This window comes from Methylobacterium sp. E-041 (assembly GCF_022829665.1).
Lineage (GTDB): Bacteria > Pseudomonadota > Alphaproteobacteria > Rhizobiales > Beijerinckiaceae > Methylobacterium.
Window position 1 is genome coordinate 1 of sequence record NZ_JAKSYQ010000152.1, and the last position, 3,911, is coordinate 3,911.

The following is a 3,911-nucleotide window of genomic DNA, read 5'->3' on the forward strand; positions in this document are numbered from 1 at the left end:
GAACACGACCCGGTTGATCAGGTTGTTCTCGCGGACCGTCACGACGGTGCGGCCGCCGCTGGCGGCGACCTTCACGTCCGCGAACATGCCGCTGGCGAGCAGGTTGCGGCGGGCTTCCTCGGCGGAGCCCGATGCGGTGCCCGTGACGTAGGATCGGATCACGTCCGCGTCGACGCGTTTGTTGCCCTGGACGTCGATCTCGGCGGCCCCCGCGACGCCGGCGAACAGCATCGATATCAGACCGATGGCCCGGACCGGGCGCGAAGCCGTACGCGCTCCTTTCATCGAGGACCCGGATGCCGGACGAAGGCGATGAGGATGCACGGGCGAACTCGCTTCCGACAAGACGAATGGCGACGGCGCTTATGAGTGGGAAATTTGCCCACGGCAACGGTCGGGTTCAAGACACGTGCGGTCTGGCACACGATCGCGTTGTCCGTGGTCGCACGCCCCGGCATCGATGGATCCCCGTGCGTGTCGGCTTGGCTCGACGCGATCGTGGGATACCGAAAAGATCGTTTCCGTGCTGACGTCGGTCTTCGAGGATGGAGGCGTGCATGGAGAATTCTTGAGCGGAAACGCTATGTTAAGCGGTCCGTGGGCAAATTTCACACTGCAAGTCGGCCGGGCGATCCCGGTTATCCGAACCCAAGCGTCCCCATGAGCAGCGTTTCGTCCTCCACATCACAGGTCTTCGCTCAACGGCCACCACCGCCACTGCGTCCGCAAGGATCGATGAAGGACCAGATGTCCTCGACGATCGGCAAGGAGTTGTCCGCCGGCTCCCTCAGCGACACGGATGCCACGGCCCTCACGTCGGCACTCACTTCGATCGATACGAGCCTGTCCGCGGATGGCGCGAGCGCAACGACGAGCGGATCGACCTCGAAGCTCGATCCCTCTTCGATGAAGGATAGGATCGACGGCTTGATCTCTGATCAGGTCAGCGCCGGGACGCTGACCGACGATCAGGCCAGCGAGCTGAAGAACCTGTTCGCGACCGGCGGCCAGAGCGTGGGCTCCGTCACGTCCGATGCCGCCGCGCCGCCCCCTGGACCGCCTCCGGACGGCTCGGATACGGATGCCTCGTCGAACGGAGACGCGAGCGGCACGTCGTCCGGCGGCTCGTCTGTCAGCGACCTCTTCAGTTCCTTCCTCAAGCAGCTGCAAGCCACCCAAACCAGCAGTTCGGCCTACGGGGCCACCGGTACGAGCAGGAACACCTACGCGTCGTCGGCGCTTCTGCTGGACACCAACGCCTAAGGCCGGGTGAACCTTGGGGACCATCCGAGCCGATGGGATCGGCTAGGATGGTCCGGTCATTCACTGCATCCGCGGTACCATGGTCTCCGGGAGTGCATCGTCCAGCGGCATGGCCGGATGCATGTCGACCCTAACAGACCCCGAACGGACGGGAGCGGCGATCGCCACCGTCTCGGTTCCGATGATCACGGTGTTACCGCACTGTGATCTGCTCCCCGCGTCGACGCGCGATGGTGGCGCCGGACGCCTCTCGCTTCATCTCCGTCGCTCCCGGTCGCGACCGAGACGACGGCGATACCCATCGGCCGCCGCCTCATCGGTCGGAACCCGCCGAGGTCGATGTCCCTCCCTTGGCGTCCGACATCCGGAACCGGCGTCGGATGACGATGCCCGGGAACCGGTACCTTGTCCGCGTGACCGAAGAGCAGTCTCGCGATGAATCGAGCCAACTCCAAGCTTTAATCCCTCGCCAAATATACCCATAGTAATGTAATTATTAAAGGAGCGGCGAATCAGAAAGCAGTTATATAATTAGTCATAGTTGACGCATCAAAAGTCAAAACATTGGTCAAGATAAGACAACATCAGTACCTTATCATTGTCCGGCCGATTAAGGGAGTAGAACGGCCGGTGAGCGCGGCAGACGCCTGCTCATGCATAGGCACCGCTGTTTTCTGAAGCTCCGTGGAGTCCGCCCCGCTGCGTGGCGCCTCGTCGAACGTCCGATTTCGATATCCCGAACCCGTGTTCCGGCGATTTGCCGTCGCACCGTCCTCCCGTCGGAGACCGGCATGATTACGGGCAGACCGGGTGGCCGATCGCATCGACGCGGCCGCGCCACGGTTCGTCGCGACCTGTGACGGGGTTGCGCCACGATACGACGACACAGCCGTCCGCCGCGTCCGATCGCCGGATCGCCGCGAGCCTGTCCGCACAGACGAGCAACAGGACGAAGGCGTAGGTGAGGGCGGCCACCGACCAAGCGAACCGCCCCCGGTCTGTGCCGACCGGATCGTGGGATTCGCATGGGAGAAGCCTGCCTCCGCACTGCGATCCGCTGTCCCCGGACGGAGAAACGCCGCCCGCCGGACCCGGAACCTCGATCCGGTCTGTCATCAGAACCGGTAGTTCAAACCGGCGCGCACCACCGCGAAGCCCGCATCGCTGCGGCCGGCGCCGTAATAGGCGGCGGTCGTGGTATCGTAGTACGTCGTGCCGGAATATCGCTTTCCGAGGTTAAGGTAGAGCGCCTCGACCTTGGCCGAGAGCTTGTCGGTGAAAGCGTACTCGATGCCGCCACCGACGGCGTAGCCGGTCCGCGTCGTGTCCGGCAGCGTATAGGGATAGGCAGCCGCGTTCGCCGAGCGCGATCCGCCGCCGTAGGCGAAGCCGCCCGTCCCGTAGATCAGCACGCGATCAAAGGCATACCCGACGCGGCCGCGCACGGTGCCGAAGTAGTCGAGGCTCGGGCGGATGGAGTAGTAAGGGGTCGTCCCGACATAGGCGGCATCCGTCTTGGCGAAGGCTGTGCCCTGGATGTCGGTCTCGACGCCGAGCACGAAGCCGGACCTTGGGGTGAACTGATAATTGTAGCCGAGCTGACCGCCGCCGGCGAAGCCGCCCTTCGCGGCAGCGTCGGTGACGGTGCCGTAGGTCGGGTTGGTGAAGCGGCCGCCGCCGTCGCGGAACGCGTAACCGGCGTTCACGCCGGCGTAGAACCCGGTCCAGGTGAAGGCGGGCGGAACCGGCAACGGCGGAGGCGGCGCGCGACGCGGCAAGTCGGCGGCGCCGGCCACCGCGAGTCCGGCGATCAGGACGGTCGCGGACAAGCTAAGGCGGCCGAGTGCTGGACCTGCGATCGGGAACGATGTCGACATGGTGTTTCTCTCGTTGGGAAGGAGGCTGCCGAAGGTGTCCGGCCATGGTCCGAGATAGTCCTCACGCTCGCGGCGAAGGGCGGGCGGTGGAGCGGTCGAACCCCGTTTCGTCAGGTCAGCGATGACAACAGGCCGATGAAGGCAACGGCGATGATCATGCAGAGGGCGAGGTCGAGGATGCAGGCACCGCCGCAGGGGGATCGATCGTCGGTCGGCACGGATTCTGACATCAGGGCGACGGGTGGCCTCGGGTTGGCGGCGATCATCGGCCAGCCTCGCGTCGAGGGGTTGGAAGCGCCTCCCGGACCGGTCTGCCGATCCGGGAGGCGCCGTCGTGCTCCGCAGCATCCCGGGAGGGGGATCCTGGTGCTGCGGCCTGCAGCGCCCCTGGGGTCGCGACGCGGTGGACCGTGTCCGCGGCGGCGATCCCGAGAGCGGGCAGCGCGAGGGCGACGAGACAGGCGGCGAGCCGGCCCAGTCGCGAAAGCGTGGTCCCGCCCGGCGGCCTGCGATCGCGGCGCAGGGTCGCGTTCAGGGGCGGCATCGGGCAGCAGACGAGGGCGGGTTTCGGTTCGGGCATCGGCCTCGTCCAGATCGCGTTGACGTGGGAAATTTGACCACGCCCAAACCATATGTGTGCAGATTTCCCACGTCAACGCGAAATCGGTGGGCCAAGGTGCGCCGGCGCACGATGTGGGATTGTGTCCCACGTTGCCCACCTCCATGCTGCGCCGATGTCCGAGACCGTCAACGACACCGCCGAGGGGGCTG

Annotated in this window: 5 protein-coding genes; 1 reads left to right on the forward strand and 4 read right to left on the reverse strand. The window is 65.6% G+C overall.

Going from position 1 to position 3,911, the window contains the following annotated elements:
• On the reverse strand, positions 1-231 hold a 231-nt coding region (locus tag MKK70_RS14015; RefSeq protein WP_243948476.1), incomplete at its 3' end, for a hypothetical protein.
• A 516-nt stretch (positions 232-747) separates the two neighbouring features.
• Between MKK70_RS14015 and MKK70_RS14020 the strand changes: the two genes are divergently transcribed.
• Positions 748-1,263 carry a hypothetical protein gene (locus MKK70_RS14020; RefSeq protein ID WP_243948478.1) on the forward strand — a complete coding sequence of 172 codons (516 nt, stop codon included), beginning with the start codon at positions 748-750 and terminating at the stop codon, positions 1,261-1,263.
• Positions 1,264-2,058: 795 nt separating this feature from the next.
• Here MKK70_RS14020 and MKK70_RS14025 read toward each other — a convergent pair.
• The 3 genes from MKK70_RS14025 to MKK70_RS14035 all read right to left on the reverse strand — a co-directional run bounded on the left by MKK70_RS14025 (position 2,059) and on the right by MKK70_RS14035 (position 3,406).
• A complete protein-coding gene (locus MKK70_RS14025) occupies positions 2,059-2,238 on the reverse strand; it encodes a hypothetical protein (protein WP_243938999.1) in 180 nt (59 codons plus the stop codon).
• Between the two features lie 140 nt (positions 2,239-2,378).
• Entirely contained in the window at positions 2,379-3,140 is a 762-nt protein-coding gene (locus tag MKK70_RS14030; RefSeq protein ID WP_243939001.1) for an outer membrane protein, read from the reverse strand.
• A 110-nt stretch (positions 3,141-3,250) separates the two neighbouring features.
• Positions 3,251-3,406, reverse strand: coding sequence for a hypothetical protein (locus tag MKK70_RS14035; protein ID WP_243948479.1), 156 nt, complete (start codon positions 3,404-3,406; stop codon positions 3,251-3,253).
• Positions 3,407-3,911 lie beyond the last annotated feature (505 nt).

Coding starts and splice junctions, on each gene's coding strand:
- MKK70_RS14035 (WP_243948479.1), bottom strand. CDS start 3,406: ATGATCGCCGCCAACCCGAGGCCACCCGTCGCCCTGATGTCAGAATCC.
- MKK70_RS14030 (WP_243939001.1), bottom strand. CDS start 3,140: ATGTCGACATCGTTCCCGATCGCAGGTCCAGCACTCGGCCGCCTTAGC.
- MKK70_RS14020 (WP_243948478.1), top strand. CDS start 748: ATGTCCTCGACGATCGGCAAGGAGTTGTCCGCCGGCTCCCTCAGCGAC.